Source organism: Caldimonas thermodepolymerans, from assembly GCF_015476235.1.
GTDB classification, from domain to species: domain Bacteria; phylum Pseudomonadota; class Gammaproteobacteria; order Burkholderiales; family Burkholderiaceae_C; genus Caldimonas; species Caldimonas thermodepolymerans.
The window spans coordinates 3,479,768-3,502,819 of the sequence record NZ_CP064338.1; the positions used below are offsets into that span (position 1 = coordinate 3,479,768).

General features: G+C 70.9%; 18 protein-coding genes. 4 read left to right on the forward strand and 14 right to left on the reverse strand.

Annotated features, from left to right (window positions below):
* Nucleotides 1–4 precede the first annotated feature (4 nt).
* The 6 genes from IS481_RS16475 to IS481_RS16500 all read right to left on the reverse strand — a co-directional run bounded on the left by IS481_RS16475 (nucleotide 5) and on the right by IS481_RS16500 (nucleotide 7,591).
* Nucleotides 5–1,882: an ATP-binding cassette domain-containing protein gene (locus tag IS481_RS16475; protein WP_104356423.1), complete on the reverse strand. Its 1,878-nt coding sequence runs from the start codon at nucleotides 1,880–1,882 to the stop codon at nucleotides 5–7.
* A gap of 412 nt (nucleotides 1,883–2,294) precedes the next feature.
* On the reverse strand, nucleotides 2,295–3,107 hold the full coding sequence (locus tag IS481_RS16480; RefSeq protein WP_104356256.1) for an arylamine N-acetyltransferase family protein: 813 nt from the start codon (nucleotides 3,105–3,107) through the stop codon (nucleotides 2,295–2,297).
* Complete coding sequence (gene gshB, locus IS481_RS16485; RefSeq protein WP_104356257.1) at nucleotides 3,104–4,060, reverse strand: glutathione synthase; 957 nt, start codon at nucleotides 4,058–4,060, stop codon at nucleotides 3,104–3,106. Before gshB ends, IS481_RS16480 begins: the two co-directional genes overlap by 4 nt.
* Nucleotides 4,057–5,244 carry a benzoate/H(+) symporter BenE family transporter gene (locus tag IS481_RS16490; protein ID WP_104356258.1) on the reverse strand — a complete coding sequence of 396 codons (1,188 nt, stop codon included), beginning with the start codon at nucleotides 5,242–5,244 and terminating at the stop codon, nucleotides 4,057–4,059. Before IS481_RS16490 ends, gshB begins: the two co-directional genes overlap by 4 nt.
* Nucleotides 5,245–5,343: 99 nt before the next feature.
* The gene (gene gshA / locus IS481_RS16495; RefSeq protein WP_104356259.1) at nucleotides 5,344–6,639 is read right to left on the reverse strand and encodes a glutamate--cysteine ligase; all 1,296 of its coding nucleotides are present in this window, start codon (nucleotides 6,637–6,639) and stop codon (nucleotides 5,344–5,346) included.
* Nucleotides 6,640–6,868: 229 nt separating this feature from the next.
* The gene (locus tag IS481_RS16500; RefSeq protein ID WP_104356260.1) at nucleotides 6,869–7,591 is read right to left on the reverse strand and encodes a Crp/Fnr family transcriptional regulator; all 723 of its coding nucleotides are present in this window, start codon (nucleotides 7,589–7,591) and stop codon (nucleotides 6,869–6,871) included.
* A gap of 68 nt (nucleotides 7,592–7,659) precedes the next feature.
* Here IS481_RS16500 and IS481_RS16505 point away from each other — a divergent pair, with 68 nt between their 5' ends.
* On the forward strand, nucleotides 7,660–8,088 hold the full coding sequence (locus tag IS481_RS16505) for a cupin domain-containing protein (RefSeq protein WP_165908668.1): 429 nt from the start codon (nucleotides 7,660–7,662) through the stop codon (nucleotides 8,086–8,088).
* A complete protein-coding gene (locus tag IS481_RS16510) occupies nucleotides 8,078–8,512 on the forward strand; it encodes a hypothetical protein (protein ID WP_104356262.1) in 435 nt (144 codons plus the stop codon). Before IS481_RS16505 ends, IS481_RS16510 begins: the two co-directional genes overlap by 11 nt.
* A 54-nt stretch (nucleotides 8,513–8,566) precedes the next feature.
* On the opposite strand, the gene IS481_RS16515 is transcribed toward IS481_RS16510, so the two are convergent.
* From IS481_RS16515 to IS481_RS16525, 3 genes are read right to left on the reverse strand one after another with little or no spacing between them, the layout of a single operon-like run.
* On the reverse strand, nucleotides 8,567–9,943 hold the full coding sequence (locus IS481_RS16515; protein WP_104356263.1) for an ammonium transporter: 1,377 nt from the start codon (nucleotides 9,941–9,943) through the stop codon (nucleotides 8,567–8,569).
* A gap of 23 nt (nucleotides 9,944–9,966) precedes the next feature.
* A complete protein-coding gene (locus tag IS481_RS16520; RefSeq protein WP_104356264.1) occupies nucleotides 9,967–10,305 on the reverse strand; it encodes a P-II family nitrogen regulator in 339 nt (112 codons plus the stop codon).
* A gap of 54 nt (nucleotides 10,306–10,359) precedes the next feature.
* The gene (locus IS481_RS16525; protein WP_104356265.1) at nucleotides 10,360–11,046 is read right to left on the reverse strand and encodes a TorF family putative porin; all 687 of its coding nucleotides are present in this window, start codon (nucleotides 11,044–11,046) and stop codon (nucleotides 10,360–10,362) included.
* A 335-nt stretch (nucleotides 11,047–11,381) separates the two neighbouring features.
* Between IS481_RS16525 and IS481_RS16530 the strand changes: the two genes are divergently transcribed.
* A complete protein-coding gene (locus IS481_RS16530; protein ID WP_104356266.1) occupies nucleotides 11,382–12,920 on the forward strand; it encodes a YifB family Mg chelatase-like AAA ATPase in 1,539 nt (512 codons plus the stop codon).
* Nucleotides 12,921–12,923: 3 nt separating this feature from the next.
* On the opposite strand, the gene IS481_RS16535 is transcribed toward IS481_RS16530, so the two are convergent.
* From IS481_RS16535 to IS481_RS16550, 4 genes are all read right to left on the reverse strand, one after another.
* On the reverse strand, nucleotides 12,924–13,583 hold the full coding sequence (locus IS481_RS16535) for a LysE family translocator (protein ID WP_104356267.1): 660 nt from the start codon (nucleotides 13,581–13,583) through the stop codon (nucleotides 12,924–12,926).
* A gap of 123 nt (nucleotides 13,584–13,706) precedes the next feature.
* A complete protein-coding gene (locus IS481_RS16540) occupies nucleotides 13,707–15,140 on the reverse strand; it encodes an efflux transporter outer membrane subunit (protein WP_198425435.1) in 1,434 nt (477 codons plus the stop codon).
* Nucleotides 15,137–18,280, reverse strand: a complete 3,144-nt coding sequence (locus tag IS481_RS16545; RefSeq protein WP_104356269.1) for an efflux RND transporter permease subunit — start codon at nucleotides 18,278–18,280, stop codon at nucleotides 15,137–15,139. Before IS481_RS16545 ends, IS481_RS16540 begins: the two co-directional genes overlap by 4 nt.
* Nucleotides 18,281–18,297: 17 nt before the next feature.
* Complete coding sequence (locus tag IS481_RS16550; RefSeq protein WP_104356270.1) at nucleotides 18,298–19,512, reverse strand: efflux RND transporter periplasmic adaptor subunit; 1,215 nt, start codon at nucleotides 19,510–19,512, stop codon at nucleotides 18,298–18,300.
* A 143-nt stretch (nucleotides 19,513–19,655) separates the two neighbouring features.
* On the opposite strand from IS481_RS16550, the gene IS481_RS16555 reads away from it, so the two are divergent.
* Nucleotides 19,656–20,282, forward strand: a complete 627-nt coding sequence (locus tag IS481_RS16555; RefSeq protein ID WP_104356271.1) for a TetR family transcriptional regulator — start codon at nucleotides 19,656–19,658, stop codon at nucleotides 20,280–20,282.
* Nucleotides 20,283–20,301: 19 nt separating this feature from the next.
* On the opposite strand, the gene metH is transcribed toward IS481_RS16555, so the two are convergent.
* A complete protein-coding gene (gene metH, locus IS481_RS16560; protein ID WP_104356424.1) occupies nucleotides 20,302–23,040 on the reverse strand; it encodes a methionine synthase in 2,739 nt (912 codons plus the stop codon).
* Nucleotides 23,041–23,052: the final 12 nt, after the last annotated feature.

Here is a 23,052-nt window from a genome sequence, read left to right on the forward strand (position 1 = left end):
ACGTTCAGCGCGAGGCGAGCGCCTCCCAGCGCTCGAGCGCGGCCATCAGTTCCTCCTCGATCTGCGCGTAGCGGGCCTGCACCTCGGCGAGGCGGCGCGGATCGCCCTTGTAGATCTCGCTGCCGCCCAGCAGCTCGCCGAGCTGCTTCTGCTCGGCCTCCAGCGCCTCGATGCGCGCGGGCAGTTCGTCCAGCTCGCGCTGCTCCTTGTACGACAGCTTCTTCGACGCGGGCCGGGGCGCTTCCGGCTTCGGGGCCGCGGGCGCCGGGGCCGGCGCCGGCGCGGCGCGCTCCTGCAGCGCGCGGCTGCGCTCGCTCTGCACGCGCCAGTCCTCGTAGCCGCCTTCGTACTCGCGCCAGAAGCCCGGGCGCTGGTCGCCTTCCCAGGCGATGGTGCTGGTCACCACGTTGTCGAGGAAACGGCGGTCGTGGCTGACCAGGAACACCGTGCCCTCGTAGTCCTGCAGCAGCTCCTCGAGCAGCTCCAGCGTGTCGATGTCCAGGTCGTTGGTCGGCTCGTCCAGCACCAGCACGTTGGCCGGCCGCGCGAACAGGCGCGCCAGCAGCAGGCGGTTGCGCTCGCCGCCGGAGAGCGTGCGCACCGGCGAGTTGGCGCGTGCGGGCGAGAACAGGAAGTCGCCCAGGTAGCTCATCACGTGCTTGCGCGAGCTGCCGATCTCGATCCACTCGCTGCCCGGGCTGATGGTGTCGGCCAGCGTCGCGTCGAGGTCCAGCGCCTCGCGCATCTGGTCGAAGTAGGCCACCTGCAGGTTGCTGCCGCGCCGCACGGTGCCGCTGTCGGGCTCGATCTCGCCGAGGATGAGCTTGAGCAGCGTGGTCTTGCCGGCGCCGTTGGGGCCGATCAGGCCGACCTTGTCGCCGCGCAGGAGGGTGGCGGAGAAGTCGCGCACCACCGGACGCCCGTCGTAGGACTTGCTGACGTGCTGCAGCTCGGCGACCAGCTTGCCGCTGCGCACGCCGGCATCGACGTCCAGCCTGACCCGCCCGAGCGCCTCGCGCCGTTCGGCACGCTGCTGGCGTAGCGCCTGCAGGCGCTTGACGCGGCTGACGCTGCGCGTGCGGCGCGCCTCCACGCCCTTGCGGATCCAGGCCTCCTCCTGCGCCAGCAGCTTGTCGGCCTTCGCGTTCTGCACCGCCTCGTCGGCCAGCTGCTGTTCCTTCAGCGTCTCGTAGGCGCTGAAGTTGCCGGGATAGCTGCGCAGCACGCCGCGGTCGAGCTCGACGATGCGCGTGGCCACCGCGTCGAGGAAGGCGCGGTCGTGGGTGACCAGCACCACGCTGCCGCGGAAGGCGCGCAGCAGCTCTTCCAGCCAGCCGATCGAGTCGAGGTCCAGGTGGTTGGTCGGCTCGTCGAGCAGCAGCACGTCGGGCTGGGCGACCAGCGCCTGCGCCAGCGCGACGCGCTTCTTCGTCCCGCCGGACAGGCGCTCGACCGGCTCGTCCGCGCGCAGGTGCAGGCGCTGCAGCGTCTCCTCGACGCGCTGCTCCCAGGTCCAGCCGTCCAGCGCCTCGATGCGGCTTTGCAGCGCGTCCAGGTCCTCGCCGGGGGCGTGCGCCTCGTAGCGCCGGCGCAGCTCGCGCACCTCGGCCAGCCCCTGGCCCACCGCGTCGAACACCGTGACGCCGGGCGCGAACTGCGGCTCCTGCGGCACGTAGGCGATGCGCAGGCCCTGCTGCAGCTGCAGGCTGCCGTCGTCGGGGCGTTCCAGCCCGGCCAGGATCTTCAGCAGCGACGACTTGCCGGTGCCGTTACGGCCGATCAGGCCGACGCGCTCGCCGGCTTCCAGCGAAAACGCCGCGCCGTCGAGCAGGGCCACGTGGCCGTAGGCCAGATGGGCATTCGAAAGGGTGATCAGGGACATCCCGGGATTGTGCGGCATGCCTCGCGGACCGCTGCGCCGCGGCGGCTCATCGCCAGCGGCCGTATGGGAATGCAACTGTCTCGCATGCGCTCAAGCAAGCGCACGCTTGCGTGAGCGGCGACATCGACGACCCGGACAACGCCCCGTACCCGGGCCAGGCTTGGCGGTGGAAGCAGCGGGCCGGCGGGGACGACAGGACGCTGCGGGCCGTCCTGCGCGACCACGGCAGCCGTCGCGACCCGACCGTCCATGACCCGGCGGACCACTGCAAGCGCTGCGACGCCCGGGCCTGGGACGCCCGCGTCGAGGCGGTGTCCGGCATGCCGCTGCGCGACGGCGCGGACCCGTTCAAGGCGAGCGGCCGAGCCCCTGGTCGTGGCGATGCCTCGGCCGCCCGCCGGCCCCGGCGGTTTCAGTGCGGGACGCCGCGGCGCCGCAGCGCGTCGCGCATCCCGCCATCCAGCGCCACGCCGAAGCGGGTCTCCAGCACCTCGAACAGCGCGTCGGCGCCGTCCAGCGTGCGGCGCTCGCTGGGCTGCCCCGGGCGGTGCACGCTGAAGGCGCGGTCGAGCAGGCCGTAGCGCACCGTCCCGTCCACGCGCGCGGCCAGCAGCTGCCGGACGAAGCGCGAGTCCGGGTGGTGGCACAGGTACCAGCAGGCCATCTCGTAGTCGGCGCGCTGCTGCGGCTGCAGGTCGAACTCGTACAGGGTCTGCCAGGCGCCGGCGACCAGCGCCTGCAGCACGTACCCGTCGCCCTGCACCAGCAGGCGGAACGGCTCGTGTGGCGTGGCCTGCACGACGCCGGGCTCCAGGCGCAGCACGCCGGTCAGCGTCAGCCCGCCGAAGCCCACGTCGACCAGGCGCGGGCCGTCGTCCAGGTCCACGCGCAGCAGCATGTGGGTGCGCGGCGGCGCGGGCGCCTCCGCCGCCCGGCCCCACCACACGCGCGCGGCCAGCCCGGTGACGCGGAAGCCGATCGCCTCCAGCACGGCCTGGAACAGCAGGTTGTGCTCGTAGCAGAAGCCGCCGCGGCCGCCCTGCACCAGCTTGCGCTGCAGGCTGTCCAGGTCCAGCGCGACCGGCCGGCCCAGCAGCGGGTCCAGGTTCTCGAACGGGATGCGGCCCGGGTGCCGCAGCGCCAGCTGCTGCAGCGTCTCGAGCGTCGGCGCCGCCGGCCCGTCGTGGCCGATGCGGCGGAAGTAGGCGGCCAGGTCCAGGCTCACCGCCGGCCCTGCTCCACCGTGCGCTCGAGCGCGTCGACGAACACCTGCGCGACGTCGAAGCCGGTCTGCTGCTGGATCTCCTGGAAGCAGGTCGGGCTGGTCACGTTGATCTCGGTGACGCGGTCGCCGATCACGTCCAGCCCGATCAGCAGCAGCCCGCGCGGGGCCAGCCGGGCGCCCACCTCGGCGGCGATCTCGCGGTCGCGCGGCGACAGCGGCTGGGCCACGCCCTTGCCGCCGGCGGCCAGGTTGCCGCGGATCTCGTTGCCCTGCGGGATGCGCGCCAGCACGTAGGGCACCGGCTCGCCGGCGATGATCAGCACGCGCTTGTCGCCGTGCACGATCTCGGGCACGTAGCGCTGCGCCATCAGGGTGCGCGTGCCCTGCTGGTTGAGCGTCTCGGTGATGCTGCCCAGGTTCAGCCCGTCGGGGCCGACGCGGAAGATGCCCAGGCCCCCCATGCCGTCCAGCGGCTTGAGGATGATGTCGCCGTGCAGGGCGTGGAAGCGGCGGATCTCCTGCGCATCGCGGCTGACCAGCGTCGGCGGCACCAGCTGCGGGAACTCCATCACCGCCAGCTTCTCGGGGTGGTCGCGCAGCGAGCGCGGGCTGTTGATCACGCGCGCGCCTTCGCGCTCGGCCTGCTCCAGCAGGTGGGTGGCGTAGAAGTACTCGCTGTCGAACGGCGGGTCCTTGCGCATCACCGCCGCGTCGAAATCGGCCAGCGCGACCAGATCGTCGGTGCCGGCGGTGTACCAGGCGTTCGGGTCGCCGGTCAGCTGGATCTCGCGCGCCGACGCCGTGACGCGTCCGCCGCTGTGCCAGCTGATCTGGCGCGGCTCGCACGCCCACAGCTCGTGGCCACGACGCGCGGCCTCGCGCATCATCGCGTAGGTGGTGTCCTTGTAGATCTTGAAGTGATCCAGCGGATCGGCAATGAAGAGGAATCTCATCGGGTCTTCGCAGGGGCGGCGAGGGGCCGGAACCGGTAGTGTTGCACCATGAGGGCGATCGCGCCGGCGACCACGCCCCAGAAGGCCGAACCGACCCCCCAGAGCGTCAGGCCCGACAGCGTGACGAGGAACGTGATCAGTGCCGGCTCGCGATGCTGTTCGTCCTTCACGGCAGCGGCCAGGCCCGCGCCGATGCTGCCCAGCAGCGCCAACCCGGCGATGGCGACGACCAGCTCGCGCGGGAAGGCCGCCAGCAGCCCGACCACGGCCCCGCCGACCAGGCCGACGGCGATGTAGAACACCCCGGCCATCACCGCCGCGGGATAGCGGCGCGCCGGGTCCTCGTGGGCCTCGCGGCTCATGCAGATAGACGCGGTGATCGCGGCAAGGTTCAACGCATAGGCCCCGAACGGCGCAAGCAGCAGGGTGGCCACGCCGGTGGTGCCGACCAGCGGCGAGATCGGCGTGGCGTAGCCCGCGGCGCGGATCGCCGCCACCCCGGGCAGGTTCTGCGAGGCCATCGTCACGACGAACAGCGGCAGCGCCACGCCGATGGCCGCCTGCAGCGTGAACCGGGGCGTGGTCCACACCGGCGCCGCCAGCGACCACTGCACCGCCGACCAGCGCAGCTCGCCGCCCAGCGAGGCGATCACGATGCCCACCAGCAGGACCCCCGGCACCGCGTAGCGCGGCCACCAGCGCCGCCCGCACAGGTAGGCGGCGAACATCGCCAGCACCAGCGGCAGCTTTGTCTGCATGGCGCCGAACGCATCCATCCCGAAACGCGCCAGCACGCCGGCCAGCAGCGCGGACGCAAGCGAGGTGGGAATGCGGTCCATCGCGCGCGCGAACCAGCCGGTGTAGCCGGCCACCGCGATCGCCGCGCCGCACAGCATGAAGGCGCCGATGGCCTCGGGCATCGAGGCGCTGGCGGTGGCCAGCACCGCCGCACCGGGCGTGGACCAGGCGGTCAACACCGGCTGCCGGTAGGCGAGCGACAGGCCCAGGCTGGTCAGGCCCATGCCGAGCCCGAGGGCCCAGATCCAGGAGGTCGTCTGGGCCGGCGTCGCGCCCAGCGCGGCGGCGGCCTGGAACACGATGGCGACCGAGCTGGTGAAGCCGACCAGCACGGCGACGAAGCCGGCCACGACGGCCGACAGGGACAGGTCACGGAAGAAGCGCATGGCGACGTGGCGGCTGGGCGCGAGGAAGCCGCAAGCTTAAGCCGCGCCGGCCGCCCGTGCTGGGGCGGGGGCACCGCGGGTGCGGCCCCGCCGCCCGGATCAGTCGTAGACCTCGGCGTCCGGGTCGGTGGCTTCCAGCTCGTAGCTGGCCGCCAGCATCGCCAGGCGGGCGATCACGCCGTACATGTAGAAGCGGTTCGGCGCGCTCGCCCCCGGCTTGGCGCCGGGCTTGGGCAGGTGGTTGGTCTCGGCGAAGGCCAGCGGCACGAAGCTCGCGCCCGGGGCGTTGAGGTTCTCGTCGATGCCGCGTTCGGCGTGCACGCGGTAGAAGCCGCCGACCACGTAGCGGTCGATCATGTAGACCACCGGCTCGGCCACGGCCTCGTTGATGCGCTCGTAGGTCGGCACGCCTTCCTGGATGATCACCTCGGAGACCGTCTGGCCGTCCTTGATGACGCTCATCTTGTTGCGCGTCTTGCGGTTCAGCTCGGCCAGCTCCTTGGCGTCGCGCACGGTCATGATGCCCATGCCGTAGGTGCCGGCATCGGCCTTGATGATCACGAACGGCTTTTCCTGGATGCCGTATTCCTTGTACTTGCGCCGGATCTTGGACAGCAGCGCATCGGCGTTGCTCTGCAGGCAGTCGATGCCCACGCTCTCGGCGAAGTTGACCTGGCCGCACTTGGCGAACATCGGGTTGATCAGCCAGGGGTCCATGCCGAGCAGCTTGGCGAACTTCTTGGCCACTTCCTCGTAGGCCTGGAAGTGGTTGGACTTGCGCCGCACCGCCCAGCCGGCGTGCAGCGGCGGCAGCAGGTACTGTTCGTGCAGGCCCTCGAGCACCGGCGGCAGGCCGGCCGAGAGGTCGTTGTTGAGCAGGATCGTGCAGGGGTCGAAGTCCTTCAGCCCCAGGCGGCGCTTGGAGCGCACCAGCGGCTCGACGGTCAGCGTGCTGCCGTCGGGCAGGGTCAGCGTGGTGGGCTCCTTGATGGTCTCGTCCAGCGTGCCCAGCCGCACGTTCAGGCCGGCCTGGTGGAAGATCTGCACCAGCCGCTGCACGTTCATCAGGTAGAAGGTGTTGCGGGTGTGCTTCTCGGGGATCAGCAGCAGGTTCTTGGCCTCGGGACAGATCTTCTCGATGGCCGCCATGGCCGCCTGCACCGCCAGCGGCAGCATCTCCTCGGTGAGGTTGTTGAAGCCGCCGGGGAACAGGTTGGTGTCGACCGGCGCGAGCTTGAAGCCCGCGTTGCGCACGTCCACCGAGCTGTAGAACGGCGGCGTGTGCTCCATCCATTCGAGCCGGAACCAGCGCTCGATGGCGGGCATGGACTCCAGGATGCGTTGCTCGAGTTCGTTGATCGGGCCGGTCAGCGCCGTGATGAGGTGAGGAACCATGGAATCGTGAGCCTCGGAGACGCCCGGCGGGCGGGCGGATTTCGGGTAGGTCGGGCGAACGATTCTAGGCAAATGGGGGTCCGACCGCCGCGCACAAGCCCCGCCGGCGCCCCGCGCGGCAGCGCCCGACCTCGCCTCCCGCCCCCCGCCATCGCATGCAAGTGATTGCTGCACATGGATTTTTCCCGATCCGACCGCAGCCGCAAACGCTGTCTTGCGGACCCCGGACCTAATCGAGCGAGGCGTCCAGCGCGAGCAGCCGCGGCAGGTCGAGCAGGCGCACCCGGCCCCGCCGGCATTCGACGAGCCGCTCGCGCTCCAGCGCCTGCATCAGCTCGTTCACGGTCTGGCGGCTCAGGGCCAGCATGGTGCCGAGCCGCTCCTGCGAGATCCGCAGGGTGTCCGCGGGCGGGGCATCGCGCTGCCCGTAGGCCCGTGCCAGCCCCACCAGGCAGCGGACGAGGCGCTCGCGCGCCGTGTGCAGGCCGGCATCCTCGACCACATCGAACATCACCCGCAGCTTGTGCACCGCCAGCTGCCCGATGTACTGCCAGTGCGCGGGGTGGGCGTCGAGCCAGCGCGTGATGGCCGCCAGGGGCACGTGCGCCAGCGTGGCGGGCGTGTCGGCCCAGGCGCGGTGGGTACGGGTGCCGCCATCGATGAGGGCCACCTCGCCGAACCAGTGCGGCGGCTCCGCGCGGCCCGCGACGAACTCCCGGCCCGCCGGGTTCACCGCCCCGAAGCAGATCGCGCCGTCGAGCATGCCGAACAGGCCGGTGTTGGCGTCGCCGCGATGGAACAGCACCTCGCCCGCGCGCAGCGAGACCACGCGCGCCTCGCGGCACAAGGCCTGTTGCAGCGGTGACGGCAGGTGGGCAAACCAGCGGCCCGAGGCCAGCACCTGCCGATGGGCGGGCGCCAGGCCCGCGGTGGACAACGACGTGGGCGGCATGACGGGAATCGGCGCTTGCGTCGGGTGGCCGACAGACGGGCGCGCCCGGGCGTCCGATGATCCCCGACATGACTTCCCTTTGCAATGCCAAGCCCTTCCCCGAGCCCTTCCCGGTGGCCGGCACCCTGCTCCATGCCGGCGACGCGGGCGATGTCACCCGGCTGCCCCCGCCGGTCACGCCGGCCGTGCTGGAGCACCTCGACGGACGCGTGCTCGGTGCCTACGTGGTGTCCACGCCCGACGACGCGCACTCCCACCTGTGGGAGATGCACCCCGCGGCGGACGAGGTGCTGTACCTGCTCGCGGGCGAACTGGAGGTGGAGCACGACGACGGGCAGGCCCGCGGCCGCACCCGCCTGCGCGCCCACGAAGGCCTGGTGATGCCGCGCGGGGTGTGGCACCGCCTGGTCGTGCGCCAGCCCGGCATGTTGTTGGCGCTGACCACGCCGCGCGGCACGCAGCTGCGCCCCCACGCCGCAGACGCCCATGCAGCGTGAGCGTGCGCGGCGGGTCGTCGTGTCGGCGCTGCTGGCCCTGGTGGTCTTCGGCAGCTGGGCGTACGCGGTGAACTTCCACGACCCCGGGCGCCGGCTGGTCGCCGCGCTTTCCCAGGGCCTGTTCAGCTTTGCCTTCTCGCTGGTGGTGATGTCGATCACCGAGGCCACCTATGCGCGGCTTGCCGGCCGGCGCTGGCAGGTGCCGCTGGCGGTCGCGGTCCCGGTGGGCACCAGCGTCGTCGGCGCCGCGCTGGTCCACCTGGCCGCACGCACGCCGTCGCCCGGGCTGACGCTGCTGGGCCCGGCCCTGGTGGGCGCCGCATACCAGACCGCCTACGTGCTGCACCTGCGGCGCCGCGACGACCGGTCGCGGGACGACATGCAAAAGGGCCTCCCGAAGGAGGCCCTGGAACGTGGCGGCTGACGGGCCGCCAGGCCGGGAAGCCGGGCCGGACGGCCCGGACCTCCGCGGTGCGCCTTACTTGCTGTAGGCCGTCTCGCCGTGCGAGGTGATGTCCAGGCCCTCGCGTTCGGCCTCTTCCGAGACCCGCAGCCCGACCAGCAGGTCCACGATCTTGTAGGCGATCACGGAGACCACGGCCGACCAGACGATGGTGATGAGCACGCCCTTGAGCTGGATCAGCAGCTGCGCGCCGATCGCGTAGTCTTCCGCACCCGTGCCGCCCAGGCCCGGCGCCGCGAAGACGCCGGTCAGGATGGCACCGACGATGCCGCCGACGCCGTGCACGCCGAACACGTCGAACGAGTCGTCCACGCCCAGCATGCGCTTCAGGCCGGTCACGCCCCACAGGCAGATCAGGCCGGCCGCCAGGCCGATCACGATGGCGCCCATCGGGCCGACGAAGCCGGCCGCCGGGGTCACGCCCACCAGGCCCGCCACCGCGCCGGAGGCCGCACCCAGCATCGAGGCCTTGCCCTTGGTCAGCGCTTCACCCACGCACCAGGCCAGGGTGGCGGCACCGGTGGCGACGATGGTGTTGACGAAGGCCAGCGCAGCGGTGCCGTTGGCAGCCAGCGCGGAACCCGCGTTGAAGCCGAACCAGCCCACCCACAGCAGCGAGGCACCGACCATGGTCAGGGTCAGCGAGTGCGGGGGCATCGCTTCCTTGCCGTAGCCCAGGCGCTTGCCGACCATGTAGGCACCGACCAGGGCCGCGATGCCGGCGTTGATGTGGATGACGGTGCCGCCGGCGAAGTCCAGCGCGCCGTCCTCGAACAGCAGGCCGCCCTCGGCCCACACCATGTGGGCGACCGGGATGTAGCAGAAGGTGAACCACAGCACCGAGAACAGCATCACCGCGGAGAAGCGGATGCGCTCGGCGAAGCCGCCCACGATCAGCGCGACGGTGATGGCCGCGAACGCCGACTGGAAGCCCGCGAACACGTACTCGGGGATGGTGCCCGACAGCGTGTCCGGCGTGATGCCACGCAGGAACACCTTCTCCAGCGTGCCGACGAACGAGCCGCCGCCCGCGAAGGCCAGGCTGTAGCCGTACAGCGACCACAGGACCGTGATCAGCGAGAAGATCACGAACACCTGCATCAGCACGGACAGCATGTTCTTCGCGCGGGTCAGGCCGCCGTAGAACAGGGCCAGGCCCGGGATGCTCATCATGATGACCAGCAGCGTGGAGGTCAGCATCCACGCGGTGTCGCCGGTGTCGAGCTTGGGTTCGGCTTCGGTCGGCGCGGCCTCGGGGGCAGCCGGCGCAGCGTCCGCCGGAGCGGCTTGCACCGCCTCGGTGACCGGGGCGGCAGCGTCTTGGGCCAGCGCCAGGTCGGTGAGCCCGAACAGGGCCGAGCCGAGCGCCAGGATAGCGAGCAGTTTCTTCATGATGATCTCTCTGTGCCTTGTCCTCAAAGGGCGTCCTTGCCCGTTTCTCCGGTGCGGATGCGCACCACCTGTTCGAGGTCGGAGACGAAGATCTTTCCGTCGCCGATCTTGCCGGTACGGGCCGAACTTTCGATGGCCTCGATGACGCGGTCGACGATCGCGTCGTCCACCGCCGCTTCGATCTTCACCTTGGGCAGGAAGTCGACCACGTATTCCGCGCCGCGGTACAGCTCGGTGTGGCCCTTCTGACGGCCGAAGCCCTTGACTTCGGTTACCGTGATGCCCTGAACGCCGATGCCGCTCAGGGCCTCACGCACTTCATCAAGCTTGAACGGCTTGACGATGGCGGTCACCATCTTCATGGGGTAGCTCCTTGTGTTGAGGCTTTGCCTGGTACGGGACTGGTGCCCCGCGCGTCACATCGCCTTGCTGATGGTCAGGATGAAACGGGTCTTGTTGATCGGGTCGTAGTCGCTCTTCTTGGTGCCGCCCACGACGTGGCCGCCCAGCGAGAAGCCCTGGCCCAGGTCGTAGGTCACGCCGAGCTTGTAGTCGGTGTAGTCGGGCATGCCGGCGTCGTTGAGCTCGTCGGTCAGCGCCGAGTAGCCCACCGCCGCGTTGAGCGTCAGCGACTCGATCAGCGGGTAGTCGAACGTCAGGTTCAGGTAGCCGGTGCCGCGGCCGTCCTCCGCGCCGAAGTACTTGCTCGAGACGGTGTGCGAGTACTTCAGGCCGAACGGGCCCCAGCTCAGGCCGGCGTACAGCTCGGTGGTGTTCAGGTCGGTGTCGCCCGGGTAGTAGTACTGCAGCAGGCCGACGTCGTAGCCGAAACCGTCGCCGAACTCGCCCTTGTAGCCGCCGTAGAAGTCCATCTCGATGCCGGCGTCGGTGAAGCCGATGCTCGAGTTCCAGTTGCCGAGGTAGAACCCTTGGTACTCGAAGTCGAAGCCGCCCTGCACGGCCGGATCGTTGTCGGTCTGGTCCTGCCCACGGAACTTGTAGTTGCTGGTCAGGCTGAAATTGGCGCTCACCTCTTGTGCCAGCGCGGGTCCCGCGACGAAGGCCGACACCAGGGCCAGGGCTGCGAGCGGTTTCTTCTTCATGTGAACTCTCCGTGGATCTGCGTTGAGGAAAAGGAGACGGCCGCTCTTCTGCACGATCCATGCCACGGCCGGAAACCTCCGGTAACCCCGCCGCACGCACCGCGCGGCGCCCTTTGGCGCGGCCGAAGGCGCACCAAACCCGTGCAGGAACCGCCTTCGCACCGCTGCGGTGCGCAACGGCTTGCCCGGCCCCGGGTCACGCCGCCGGCGGTGCATCAACCGGGTGCATGAGCGGGCCTGCGGCGAGTGCGGCGACAATGCGCGCTGCGCACGGGCGCGCCCAGACGCCCGGTGCAACGGGACCGCACAACGACACCCGAGGGAGGAACTCGTCCATGTCGCTTGCCGTGATCCGCAGCCGCGCCCTGGCCGGGCTGCAGGCACCGGAAGTCACCGTCGAGGTGCACCTGGCCAACGGCCTGCCCAGCTTCACGCTGGTCGGGCTGGCCGACACCGAGGTCAAGGAGGCGCGCGAACGCGTGCGCGCCTCGCTGCTCAACAGCGGGCTGGAGTTCCCGCACAACAAGCGCATCACGGTCAACCTGGCCCCGGCCGACCTGCCCAAGGAGTCCGGGCGCTTCGACCTGCCGATCGCGCTGGGCATCCTGGCCGCCAGCGGCCAGATCGACCCGGCGCGGCTGGCGCCCTATGAATTCGCCGGTGAGCTCTCGCTGGCCGGCGACCTGCGGCCGGTGCGCGGTGCGCTGGCCATGAGCCTGGCGCTGCACCGCCAGGGCGTGCCGCGGGCGCTGGTGCTGCCGCTGGACAGCGCCCGCGAGGCCTCGCTGGTGCAGCACGCCGAGGTCTACGGCGCGCGCCACCTGCTGGACGTGGTGCAGGCCCTGCTGCCGCCGGGCGAGGGCAGCACGGCGCCCGAGGCCGGCTGGGTGCGCATGCAGCCGCCTGCGGCGCAGCCCGCCCCCGCCTACCCCGACCTGCGCGACGTGAAGGGCCAGGCCGGCGCCAAGCGCGCGCTCGAGATCGCCGCGGCCGGCGGCCACAGCCTGCTGATGGTGGGGCCGCCCGGCACCGGCAAGTCCATGCTGGCGCAGCGCTTTGCCGGGTTGCTGCCGCCGCTGGACACCGAGGCGGCACTGGAATCGGCCGCGGTGCTCAGCCTGGCCGGGCTGTTCGCGCCGGAACGCTGGCGCCAGCGCGTGTTCCGGGCCCCGCACCACAGTGCCTCGCCGGTCGCGCTGGTGGGCGGCGGCTCGCCGCCGCGCCCGGGCGAGATCTCGCTGGCGCACCACGGCGTGCTGTTCCTCGACGAGCTGCCCGAGTTCGCGCGCCCGGCGCTGGAGGCGCTGCGCGAGCCGCTGGAAACCGGCCAGATCACGATCTCGCGCGCCGCGCGCCAGGCCGAGTTCCCGGCGCGCTTCCAGCTGATCGCCGCGATGAACCCCTGCCCCTGCGGCTACCTCGGCTCGCGCCTGCGGGCCTGCCGCTGCGGGCCGGATGCGGTGGCGCGCTACCAGGCGCGCCTGAGCGGCCCGCTGCTGGACCGCATCGACCTGCAGGTGGAGGTCACGGCCGTGCCGCCGGAAGCGCTGATGGCCGCGCCGGACGGCGAACCCAGCGCCGCGGTGGCCGCGCGCGTGGCGCGCGCCCGGGAACGCCAGCAGGCGCGCCAGGACTGCACCAACGCCCAGCTGGCCGGCGCGGCGCTCGACACCCACTGCACGATGGAGGCGCAGGCCGCCGGCTTCCTGCGCAACGCCGCCGCGCGGCTGGGCTGGTCCGGCCGCAGCCTGCACCGGGTGCTCAAGGTTGCGCGCACGATCGCCGACCTCGCCGGCAGCGAGCGCATCGACGTGCCGCACCTGGCCGAGGCGATCCAGCTGCGGCGGGCGCTGCCCGGCGCCGGGCCGGGGTGAGGGTCAGACCTTGGCGCGGGTGCCCGACAGCGCCGTCCACGCCCCCAGGCCGATGAACGCGGTGCCGGTGGCGTAGCGACCCCAGCGCCGCGCGCTGCCGATGCGGCGCAGCCGGCTGGCCAGCACGCTGGCCGTCAGCACGTAGAGCGCGTCGGTGGTCGCCGCCACCGCGACGAAGATCGCGCCGAGCAGCACGCTCTGGCCGAGCGGCGAGGCGGACGCGCTGGTGAACTGCGGCAGGAAGGCGGCGAAGAACAGCGCCGTCTTGGGGTTGAGCAGCGCCACGAGGAAGCCGTCGCGCAGCACCCGGCCGGTCGCCGCGGGCGGCACCTCCGCCGGCGCGTCCGCTTCGGCGATCGCCGACGACGCGCCGCGCAGCGCCTGCACGCCCAGGTAGACCAGGTAGGCCGCGCCGGCGTACTTGACCACCGTGAAGGCCAGCGACGAGACGGCGAACAGCGCGGCCAGCCCGATCGCCGCTCCCAGGGCGTTGCCCAGGTTGCCCAGCGCGACGCCCAGCACCGAGGCCAGGCCGGCGCGCCGGCCCTGCGCCAGCGTGCGGGTCAGCAGGTACACCACGGCCGGGCCGGGCGTGAGTGCCAGCACCAGGCTGGCGGCGAGGAAGGCGCCCAGCAGCGGCCAAGCGGGCAGCAGGTCGGTCATGGTCTTGCGGCTCCTTGCAACGGGTCGGCCCGGCACGCCGGCCGGGCCCCGGCGCCAGTCTGGATGAAAAAAGCCCCGCCGGCCAGACCGACGGGGCTTGCGGCGCAGGCGCCGTGTGCGGGTTCAGCGCGCCTCGGCCACCGCCTCGGGCGACCAGCCCCCGCCCAGCGCCTTGAACAGCTCGACGGTGGCTGCCAGCTGCGCCTGGCGGTTGCTCACGGTGCGCAGGCGCGCCGCATTGGCGCTGCGCTGCGCGTCGAGCAGCTCCAGGTAGGGTGAGTAGCCGGCGTCGTAGCGCTGCTGCGCCACGCGCAGCACCTCCAGCGAGGCACGCTCGCTGGCCTCGATGTCGGCCTGCGACTCGCGCGCCGCGCGCAGGTTGACCAGCGCATCCGAGACGTCCTTGAAGGCCGACTGCACCGCGCCCTGGTAGGCCGCGAGCGCCTCGCGCTGGCGCGCCTCGGCCTGCTCGGTCTGCGCCAGGCGCCGCCCGGCGTCGAAGATCGGCAGGGTCAGCCCGAAGCCGATCGACCAGATGCGCGAGCCGCTCTTGAGCACGTCCGACAGCTCGGCGCTCTCGCCGCCGGCCAGGCCGGTCAGCGACAGGGTCGGGAACAGTGCGGCCTTGGCCACCCCGATCTGCGCGTTGGCCGAGGCCAGCAGGGCTTCGGCCTGGCGCACGTCGGGACGGCGCTCCAGCAGCGTGGACGGCAGCCCCGGCGGCGGCGCAGGCGGCAACGGCAGGCCGCGCAGCGAGCCCTCGGCCAGTTCCAGTCCGGCCTGGCCGGTCAGCAGGCCCAGCTGCGACTCGGCGATCGCGCGCTGGCGTTGCAGCTCCTGCAGCTGCAGTGCGGCGTCGGCGCGCAGCGCCTCGGCCTGGTCGACGTCGATGCGCGCGCTGGTGCCGCCCTGCAGGCGCAGGCGCAGGATGCGCACCGATTCCTCGCGGGTCTTGAGCGTCTCGCGCGTCAGCGCGATCTGCTCGTCCAGCGCGCGCAGGTTGAAGTAGCTCTGCGCGACCAGGCCGGCGACGGTCTGCCGCACCACCTCGTGCGCGTAGCGCGTGGCCAGCGCCTGGGCGCGCGCCGCCTCGGAGGCGCGGCGCAGCCGGCCCCAGAAGTCCAGCTCGAACGCGGTCGACAGCGCGGCGCGGAAGTTGTTCGCCACGCCGCCGCCCGGGGCGGCGGTGGTGGTGCTGCTGCGCGCGCGCACCGCGCTGCCGCCCAGGTCCAGCGACGGCCACTGCAGCGCGCGCGCCTCGCGCAGCAGCGCCTCGGCCTGCTCGACGCGCGCCACCGCCTGCTGCAGGTCGGTGTTGCGCGCGAAGGCGGCGTCCATCAGCGCGTCGAGTTGCGGATCGCCGAACAGGCGCCACCACTGCGCATCCACCTCCTGCGGGCCGCCGGCGGCGGGCACCGCGGCGGCGTCGGCGCGGTACTGCGCCGGCAGGTCGACGTCCGGGCGCCGGTAGTCGGGCCCGACCGCGCAGCCCGCCAGCACGGCGGCGGCCAGCGCGGAAAGAGTCAGCTTGACCATGGTCCTCTTGTGATCGCTCATACCGGCACCTCCTCGGTGGCGCCGGGCGCATGGCTGTGCTGCGGCCGCGGCTTGCGCGCCAGCAGCGCGAAGAACAGCGGCACGAAGATCGGCGCGACGAAGGTGGCGACCAGCATGCCGCCGAACACGCCCGTGCCCATCGACTGGCGCGCCGCGGCACCGGCGCCGGTGGCGAACACCAGCGGCACCACGCCCAGCACGAAGGCCAGCGAGGTCATCACGATCGGGCGGAAGCGCAGGCGCGCGGCTTCCAGCGCCGCCTCGGCGGCCTTCTTGCCCTGCTCCATGCCCTGCATCGCGAACTCCGCGATCAGGATCGCGTTCTTCGCCGCCAGGCCGATCAGCACCACCAGGCCGATCTGGAAGTAGATGTCGTTCTCCATGCCGCGCAGCCACACCGCCAGCAGCGCGCCGGTCACCGCGAACGGCACGGCCAGCACGACCGCGAACGGCACGCCCCAGCGCTCGTACAGCGCCGACAGGATCAGGTAGACCATCACCAGCGCGAAGCCGAAGGCGAACACCGAGGCGCTGCCGGTGCGCTTCTCCTGGAAGGCCTGGCCGGTCCACTCGTAGCTGTAGCCCTGCGGCAGCACCTGGCGCGCCACCTCCTCGACGGCCTTGATCGCCTCGCCGGAGCTGTAGCCGGGCTTGGCGCTGCCCATCACCTTGGCGGCGACGTAGGAGTTGTAGCGCTCGATCTGCTCGGGGCCGATCACGCTGTCGACGCGGATCAGCGTCTTGAGCGGGACCATCTGGCCGGTGGTCTGCGAGCGCACGTACAGGCGTCCCAGGTCTTCCGGCTTCGAGCGGAACGGCGCGTCGGCCTGGATCGTGACGCGGTAGGTGCGGCCGGAACGGTTGAAGTCGTTCACGTACAGCGAGCCCATCTGCGCCTGCAGCGCCGCGAACACCTCGTTGACCGGCACGCCCAGCGCGAGCGCCTTCTCGCGGTCGACCTCGACGCGCAGCTGCGGCACGGTCGGGCGGTAGAAGGTCTGCACCTGGCCCAGCATCGGGTGCTGCATCAGCGCTGCCATGAAGTCCTGCGTGACCTGCGCGAGGCGCTGCGGGTCGCTGTCGCTGCGCGCCTGCACGTACACCTCGAAGCCGCCGGCCTGGCCCAGGCCCTGGATGCCCGGCGGGTTGAACGCGAAGGCGATGCCGTCCTTGAGCGCGAAGCCCATGCCGCTGACCTGCTGCGCGAGCTCCTGGGTCGACTGGGTGCGCTCGTCCCACGGCTTCATTGTCACGAAGATGGTCGCCGAGTTGCTCTTGGCGCCACCGCCGATCAGGTCGAAGCCGTTGATGATGAAGAAGCTGTCGATGGCATCGTTCTGCGCGTTCATCTGGCGCAGCTGCTCGGTGGTGCGCTCGGTGCGCTCCAGCGTCGCCCCGTCAGGCAGCACCACGGCCGACAGGATGAAGCCCTGGTCCTCCTCCGGCACGAAGCTGCCCGGCACGCGCCACAGCAGGTAGCTGGCCACGCCCAGCATCAACACGAAGCCCAGCAGCGCGACCAGCCGGCGCTTGAGCGCGAAGCTGACGCCGCCCAGGAAGCGCTTGGTCAGCCAGTCGAAGCCGCGGTTGAACGGCGCGAAGAACTTCTGGCCCCAGGTCACGCCGTCATGGTGCGGCTTGAGCAGCAGCGCGCACAGCGACGGCGTGAGCGTCAGCGCGACGATGCCCGACAGCACCACGGCGATCGCCACCGTCACCGCGAACTGGCGGTACAGCTGGCCGGCGATGCCGCCCATGAAGGCCACCGGGATGAACACGGCGCACAGCACCAGCACGATGCCGATCACCGCGCCCGAGACCTCGCGCATGGCCTCCACGGCCGCCGCGAACGGCGACATCTTCTCCTCGCGCATCAGTCGCTCGACGTTCTCCAGCACCACGATCGCGTCGTCCACCACGATGCCGATGGCCAGCACCATCGCGAACAGCGTCAGCGTGTTGATCGAGAAGCCGAACAGCCACAGGCCGGCGAAGGTGCCGATCAGCGACACCGGCACCGCCAGCATCGGGATCAGCGTCGCGCGCCAGGTCTGCAGGAACACGAACACCACCAGCAGCACGATGATCGCCGCCTCGATCACGGTGTGCATCACCTCGTTGATCGAGGCCGAGACGAAGCGGGTCGTGTCGTACGGGATGCGATAGTCGACGTCGTCCGGGAAGCGCTCGTTCCTGAGCTCGACCATCTTGGCCTTGACCGCGTCGGCCACGTCGAGCGCGTTGGCGCCGGACTGCAGGAACACGCCGATGGCGATCGCCGGCTGGCCGTTGACCGTGCTCGACTGGGCGTAGCTCTGCGCGCCCAGCTCGATGCGCGCGACGTCCTTCAGGCGCAGCACGCCGCCGCCCGCGGTGGAACGCAGCACGATCTCGCCGAACTCCTCCGGCTCGACCAGGCGGCCGCGCGCCGTGACGGTGTAGACCAGCTCCTGGCCCTTGGGCGCCGGATCCGCGCCGATCTTGCCGGCCGCGTACTGGGCGTTCTGAGCGTTGATCGCCGCGGCGATGTCCGAGGTGGTCACGCCCAGCTGGGCCATCTTGTCCGGCTGCAGCCACACGCGCATCGAGTAGTCGCGCGCGCCGAACACCAGCACTTCCGCCGCGCCGGGGATGCGCTTGAGCTCGTCGAGGATGTTCTGCGTCGCGTAGTTCGACAGGAACAGCTCGTCGCGCGTGCCGTTGGGCGAGGTCAGCGCGATCACGAGCAGGAAGTTCTCGCTGCGCTTGGCCACCACCACGCCGTTGCGGCGCACCTCGTCGGGCAGCCGGGGCGTGGCGAGCTGCACCCGGTTGTTGACGTTGAAGGTCGCCTTGTCGATGTCGGTGCCGACCTCGAAGGTGGCGGTGATCGTGAGCGAGCCGTCGGACGACGAGGTCGAGCTGAAGTACAGCAGGTTCTCGACGCCCGAGAGCTGCTCCTCGATCGGCGCGGCCACGGTCTTGGCCAGCGTCTCGGCCGAGGCGCCAGGGTAGTTGGCGGTGATCGTCACCGTCGGCGGCGCGATCTCGGGATACTGGGCGATCGGCAGGATCTTCAGCGCGACCAGGCCTGCCAGCACGATGATGATGGACAGGACGGCGGCGAAGATCGGCCGTTCGATGAAGAAGCGGGAGGACATGCGCGAGTCCCCTTCCCTTATTCAGAAGCCGCCGAGGCCGGCTCGGAGGCCGCGGGCGCGGCCGGTGCCGCCCCCTGCGCGACGACCGGCGCGCCCGGACGCAGCTTCATGAGGTTGTCGATGATGACCTGGTCGCCGGGCTTGAGGCCCTGGCGCACGATCCAGTCGGAACCGCTCCAGCCACCCAGCTCCACCGGCGTGGGCGTGGCCTTGCCGTCCACGATGGTCCACACCATGCGGCCCTGCTCGGACTGCACCACGGCCGACTGCGGCACGGTGAACGCCTCGGTCTCGCCGGCCACCACCTGCGCGCGCACGAACTGGCCGGGCAGGATCTTCAGCTGCGGGTTGGGGAACGAGGCGCGCAGCTGCACGGTGCCGGTCTGGGGGTCGACCGTGGAGCCGGCGAAGTTGAGCCGGCCGCCTTCCATCAGCAGCCTGCCTTCGCTGTCGAGCAGGCTGACCTTGGCCTCGCGCGCCGACTGCAGGCGCGACAGCTCGTTCTCGTTGAACGAGAAGCGCACCCAGATCGGGTCGGTCTGCGTGATGGTGGTCAGCAGGCCGTTGACGCCGGGCGTCACCAGGCTGCCCTCGGACTGCAGCGAGCGGCCGCTGATGCCCGAGATCGGTGCATGGACCACCGTGTACGACAGGTTCAGCTCGGCCTGGCGCACCTGGGCCTGGGCCTGGGCCACGGCGGCTTCGGCCAGGCGCAGCGCGGAGGTCGCGTCGTCGTATTCGCGCTGGCTGATGGCCTGCTGCTCGGCCAGCGGCTTGAGGCGCTGCTCCTCGCGGCGCGCCTGCTCCAGCTGCGCGGCCTGCTGCGCCAGCGTGGCCTTGGCCTGGGCGAGCGCGATCTCGAACGGCGCGCGCTCGATGTAGTACATCGGCGCGCCGGCCTTGACCCGCTCGCCTTCCTGGTAGACCTGGCGCTCGAGCAGGCCGCTGACGCGCGCCTGCACCTGCACTTCCTTGGAGCCTTCGGCGCGGCCGACGGCCTCCAGCGTCACCGGCACGGTCTGCAGCTGCACGGTGCGCACGCCGACCGGCATCGCCTGCGGCGCCCCCCCTGCCCCCGGCCCGCCCGGCCCCTGCGGCTGGGACGACCCCGGGCTGCATGCCACCAGCGCCAGTGCGGCGAGCGAGGCGAACACGAAGGACAGGCGCGGTGCCAGCGTGCGCGGCGCGTCAGGCGAGGCGGCCGCCACGGAAGAACGATACGGATGAGCCATGGATGAGCCTGGGCAGAGGAAAAAAGACGACAAAGCCGTCATCTGACGGCGATCAAGTGCGGTATCGGGATGCGGGTGCTGCAAGCGGGCTATGATACATACATTCCTGTATGTATGTTTGAGGTTCTTTTCAAGACGCCCCCATGGTTCGACGCACCAAGGAAGAAGCCGAGCAGACCCGCCGCAGCATCCTCGCTGCTGCGCGCAAGACGTTCCATGAGCAGGGCGTCGGCAACACCAGCCTGGAGCAGATCGCCCAGGCCGCGGGCCTGACCCGAGGGGCGATTTACTGGCACTTCGCGAACAAGGAGGAATTGTTCAAGGCAATGCGCCAGGAAGTCACGGTTCCCCTGGCAGACCGTATGGATTACACGCTGCTGTCGGACCCGTCCACCGAGCCGCTGGAGCGGGTGCGCAACTTCCTGGTGCAGTTCGCCGATCTCCTGAGCGACAACCCCTGCATGCGCGACACGATGGAGATCCTCAACTTCAAGTGCGAGTTCGTCGGCGAGATGCAGCGCGACCTGGCCGAGTATGCGCTCAACTGCGAGGAATGTGTCGCCAAGCTGCAACAGACCTACCAGGCCGCGCAGCGCGCCGGGCAGCTGCGTCCTGGCCTGTCGCCGCGCATCGCCGCCCTCGACACGCTGGTGTTCCTGACCGGCCTGCTGCGCCTGCGGCTGCTGGGCGTGCCGGGCCTGCAGACGCGCCGCGACACGCACGCATTGATCCGCGCGCACGTCGACAGCCGCCGCCCCGCCGCGGCCTGAGCGGCCCCGCCGCCCCGGCTCACAGCAGGCTCGACAGCGAGCGCTGCACCTCGGCTGCCGGCAGCCCGGTGCGGCGCGCCCAGTCCTCGATCTGGTCCGGCCCCACCTTGCCGACGTTGAAGTACGTCGCCTGCGGGTGGGCCAGGTAGAAGCCGCTGACGCTGGCCGCCGGCGTCATCGCCAGGCTCTCGGTCAGTCCCATGCCGATGTCCTCGCAGGCCAGCACGCGGAACAGCTCGCGCTTGACGCTGTGGTCCGGGCAGGCAGGATAACCGGGCGCCGGGCGGATGCCCTGGTACTTCTCGGCGATCAGCTCCTCGTTGCTCAGCGCCTCGTCCGGCGCGTAGCCCCAGAACTCGGTGCGCACGCGCTGGTGCATGCGCTCGGCCAGCGCCTCGGCGAGCCGGTCGGCCAGCGCCTTGAGCATGATGGCCGAATAGTCGTCGTGGTCGGCGAGGAAGGCCTGTTCCTTCTTCTCGACACCGATGCCGGCCGTCACCGCGAACAGGCCGACGTAGTCGTTGTTGAGCGGCGAGACGAAGTCGGCCAGGCACCGGTTGGGGCGCTTGACGCCGTCGATCACCGGACGCTCGCTCTGCATGCGCAGGCCGTGCCAGGTCATCAGCGGCTGGGTGCGCGCCTCGTCGGCGTAGATCAGGATGTCGTCGTCGTTGACCTGCTGCGCCGGGTACAGCCCGATCACGGCATGCGCGGTCAGCCAGCGGCCCTCGATCAGCCGCTTGAGCATGCGCTGGCCGTCGCTGTAGACGCGCCGCGCCGACTCGCCGACCACCTCGTCGGTCAGGATGTCCGGGAAGCGCCCGGCCAGGTCCCAGGTCTGGAAGAACGGGCCCCAGTCGATGTAGTGGGCCAGCTCCGCGAGGTCGTAGTTGCGGAACACGCGGCGGCCGATGAACTTCGGTGCCGGAGGCGTGTAGGCGCTCCAGTCGATCGGCGTCTTGTTCGCGCGCGCCTCGGCCAGGCTGACCAGCGGCGTCTGCTTCTTGTTCGCATGCAGCTGGCGCACGCGCTCGTAGTCGGCCTTCAGGTCCGCGATGAACTTCGCGGCCTTCCCGTCGGACAGCAGGTCCGAGCACACGCCCACGCTGCGCGAGGCATCGGGCACGTAGACGACGGGACCGTCGTAGTTCGGCGCGATCTTGACCGCGGTGTGCACGCGGCTGGTGGTCGCGCCGCCGATCAGCAGCGGGACCTGGCGGCTGCGGAAGTACTCGTCGCGCTGCATCTCGGCGGCGACGTGCTGCATCTCCTCGAGGCTGGGCGTGATCAGGCCCGACAGGCCGACGATGTCCGCGCCCTCTTCCTTCGCCTTGGCGAGGATGTCCTGGCACGGGACCATCACGCCCATGTTGACCACCTCGAAGTTGTTGCACTGGAGCACGACCGCGACGATGTTCTTGCCGATGTCGTGCACGTCGCCCTTCACGGTCGCGATCACGATCTTGCCCTTGGGCTTGACGTCGCCGCCGGCGGCCTGGAGCTGGCGCTTCTCTTCCTCGATGTAGGGGACGAGATGGGCCACCGCCTGCTTCATCACCCGCGCGGACTTGACCACCTGCGGCAGGAACATCTTGCCGGCGCCGAACAGGTCGCCGACGATGTTCATGCCGGCCATCAGCGGCCCCTCGATCACGTGCAGCGGGCGGCCGCCGCCCGCCTTGATCTTCTGCCAGGCCTCCTCGGTGTCCTCGACGATGAAGTCGGTGATGCCGTGCACCAGCGCATGGCTCAGGCGCGCCTCGACCGGCGCGTCGCGCCAGGCGAGCTTGGCGCTGTCGTCCTTGGCCGCGCCCTTGACCTGCTCGGCGATCTCCAGCAGCCGCTCGGTGGCATCGGGCCGGCGGTTGAGCACCACGTCCTCGACGCGCTCGCGCAGCTCGGGGTCCAGCTCGTCGTAGACGCCGATCATCCCGGCGTTGACGATACCCATGTCCAGCCCGGCCTGGATCGCGTGGTACAGGAACACCGTGTGGATCGCCTCGCGCACCGGCTCGTTGCCGCGGAAGCTGAAGCTCACGTTGGACACGCCGCCGCTGACCTTGGCGCCCGGCAGGTGCTGCTTGATCCAGCGCGTCGCGTTGATGAAGTCGACCGCGTAGTTGTTGTGCTCCTCGATGCCGGTGGCGATCGCGAAGATGTTGGGGTCGAAGATGATGTCCTCGGGCGGGAAGTCCACCTCGTCGACCAGGATGCGGTAGGCCCGCTCGCAGATCTGGATCTTGCGCTCGAAGGTGTCGGCCTGGCCCTGCTCGTCGAAGGCCATCACGACGGCCGCCGCGCCGTAGCGGCGGATCAGCCGGGCCTGGCGCTTGAACTCGGCCTCGCCTTCCTTGAGCGAGATCGAGTTGACGATGCCCTTGCCCTGGATGCACTTGAGGCCCGCCTCGATCACCTCCCACTTGGAGCTGTCGATCATGATCGGCACGCGCGCGATCTCGGGCTCGGAGGCGATCAGGTTCAGGAAGCGCATCATCGCGGCCTTGCTGTCGAGCATGGCCTCGTCCATGTTGACGTCGATGATCTGCGCACCGTTCTCGACCTGCTGGCGGGCGACCGACAGCGCCTCCTCGAACTGGCCGTTGAGGATCATGCGCGCGAACGCCTTGGAGCCGGTGACGTTGGTGCGCTCGCCGATGTTGATGAACAGGTGCCCTTCGCCGATGGTCACCGGCTCCAGGCCGGACAGGCGCATCGGGGGAACGGGACGGGTGGCAGCAGGGGCGGTGGTCTCGGTCATGGCCTCAAGCAG

What these genes read in the sequence shown, in the direction of transcription:
- IS481_RS16475 (WP_104356423.1), bottom strand. Translation starts at nt 1,882, where the DNA reads ATGTCCCTGATCACCCTTTCGAATGCCCATCTGGCCTACGGCCACGTG.
- gshB (WP_104356257.1), bottom strand. Translation starts at nt 4,060, where the DNA reads ATGAGATTCCTCTTCATTGCCGATCCGCTGGATCACTTCAAGATCTAC.
- IS481_RS16490 (WP_104356258.1), bottom strand. Translation starts at nt 5,244, where the DNA reads ATGCGCTTCTTCCGTGACCTGTCCCTGTCGGCCGTCGTGGCCGGCTTC.
- gshA (WP_104356259.1), bottom strand. Translation starts at nt 6,639, where the DNA reads ATGGTTCCTCACCTCATCACGGCGCTGACCGGCCCGATCAACGAACTC.
- IS481_RS16500 (WP_104356260.1), bottom strand. Translation starts at nt 7,591, where the DNA reads ATGCCGCCCACGTCGTTGTCCACCGCGGGCCTGGCGCCCGCCCATCGG.
- IS481_RS16505 (WP_165908668.1), top strand. Translation starts at nt 7,660, where the DNA reads ATGACTTCCCTTTGCAATGCCAAGCCCTTCCCCGAGCCCTTCCCGGTG.
- IS481_RS16510 (WP_104356262.1), top strand. Translation starts at nt 8,078, where the DNA reads ATGCAGCGTGAGCGTGCGCGGCGGGTCGTCGTGTCGGCGCTGCTGGCC.
- IS481_RS16515 (WP_104356263.1), bottom strand. Translation starts at nt 9,943, where the DNA reads ATGAAGAAACTGCTCGCTATCCTGGCGCTCGGCTCGGCCCTGTTCGGG.
- IS481_RS16520 (WP_104356264.1), bottom strand. Translation starts at nt 10,305, where the DNA reads ATGAAGATGGTGACCGCCATCGTCAAGCCGTTCAAGCTTGATGAAGTG.
- IS481_RS16525 (WP_104356265.1), bottom strand. Translation starts at nt 11,046, where the DNA reads ATGAAGAAGAAACCGCTCGCAGCCCTGGCCCTGGTGTCGGCCTTCGTC.
- IS481_RS16530 (WP_104356266.1), top strand. Translation starts at nt 11,382, where the DNA reads ATGTCGCTTGCCGTGATCCGCAGCCGCGCCCTGGCCGGGCTGCAGGCA.
- IS481_RS16535 (WP_104356267.1), bottom strand. Translation starts at nt 13,583, where the DNA reads ATGACCGACCTGCTGCCCGCTTGGCCGCTGCTGGGCGCCTTCCTCGCC.
- IS481_RS16540 (WP_198425435.1), bottom strand. Translation starts at nt 15,140, where the DNA reads ATGAGCGATCACAAGAGGACCATGGTCAAGCTGACTCTTTCCGCGCTG.
- IS481_RS16545 (WP_104356269.1), bottom strand. Translation starts at nt 18,280, where the DNA reads ATGTCCTCCCGCTTCTTCATCGAACGGCCGATCTTCGCCGCCGTCCTG.
- IS481_RS16550 (WP_104356270.1), bottom strand. Translation starts at nt 19,512, where the DNA reads ATGGCTCATCCGTATCGTTCTTCCGTGGCGGCCGCCTCGCCTGACGCG.
- IS481_RS16555 (WP_104356271.1), top strand. Translation starts at nt 19,656, where the DNA reads ATGGTTCGACGCACCAAGGAAGAAGCCGAGCAGACCCGCCGCAGCATC.
- metH (WP_104356424.1), bottom strand. Translation starts at nt 23,040, where the DNA reads ATGACCGAGACCACCGCCCCTGCTGCCACCCGTCCCGTTCCCCCGATG.